Annotated in this window: 1 pseudogene; it reads left to right on the forward strand. The window is 53.3% G+C overall.

Features of this window, described 5'->3' with window-relative positions:
• Nucleotides 1-209: pseudogene (locus SB764_RS42465) on the forward strand (RNA polymerase factor sigma-54); the annotation flags it as partial.
• Between the last annotated feature and the right edge of the window lie 46 nt (nt 210-255).

A 255-nucleotide genomic window follows, 5' to 3' on the forward strand; every position in this document is an offset into this window, starting at 1 on the left:
CCGAGGGCGGCGGCGAAGCTTCCTCCACGGCGATTCGTGCGCTGGTGAAGAAATTAATCGCGGCGGAAAACCCAGCGAAACCGTTGAGCGACAGCAAGTTAACCTCTTTGCTGTCGGAACAAGGTATCATGGTGGCACGCCGCACTGTTGCGAAGTACCGAGAGTCTTTATCCATTCCGCCGTCAAACCAGCGTAAACAACTCGTTTGACCCAACCGATAAGGAAGACACTATGCAGCTCAACATTACCGGAAAT

This window comes from Paraburkholderia sp. SIMBA_027, assembly GCF_046535315.1.
Taxonomy (GTDB): domain Bacteria; phylum Pseudomonadota; class Gammaproteobacteria; order Burkholderiales; family Burkholderiaceae; genus Paraburkholderia; species Paraburkholderia tropica.